Origin of the sequence: Rhizobium sp. 18055 (assembly GCF_902706285.1) — a bacterium.
Taxonomy (GTDB): Bacteria; Pseudomonadota; Alphaproteobacteria; order Rhizobiales; family Rhizobiaceae; genus Rhizobium.
The window spans coordinates 1-439 of the sequence record NZ_CACSKD010000294.1 but is presented as its reverse complement, the minus strand read 5'-3'; the positions used below and the strand labels follow the sequence as shown (position 1 = coordinate 439).

Here is a 439-nt window from a genome sequence, read left to right as displayed (position 1 = left end):
GGCCGACCAGGATTACAGAAGGGTGTACGGGAGCTGGTGGTTCACAAGAACTACATCGTGTTCTATCGATTGCTGCCCGACACCAGCACGGTGGAAATTCTGCGGCTGCTGCATGCCGCTCAACAAGTAGCTTGATGCAAAAAAAGAGCCCGAGACTGCGTCAACAGTCCGGGCTTTGGCCAAGTCCTGGGGAGGAAAGGATGACCATGACAGATCCTAGCAAAATCACACGAAAGCAGGGAGTGGCCGCAGCTGCTCGGAAACTGCCCACGAAGCGCGAGATCGAGCTGATCTCAGCCAGTGCTGACATCATGGGCCAGTCGCCGACTGGCAACGATTTCGCGTTCATGCACTCGGTCATGTGCCAGGTGGGTTTGCCTCGCGCGAAGGTAGATGGAGCGCACTTCATGCGCCAGTCGGGCGCGGCGTGGTTGACGGT

General features: G+C 57.9%; 1 protein-coding gene and 1 pseudogene. Both read left to right on the top strand.

Going from position 1 to position 439, the window contains the following annotated elements; translation table 11 throughout:
• The coding region (locus tag GVL52_RS31225; RefSeq protein ID WP_160012752.1) for a type II toxin-antitoxin system RelE/ParE family toxin at positions 1-135 on the top strand (135 nt) is incomplete at its 5' end.
• 65 nt (positions 136-200) lie between these two features.
• A pseudogene (locus tag GVL52_RS30700) lies at positions 201-439 on the top strand (hypothetical protein); the annotation flags it as partial.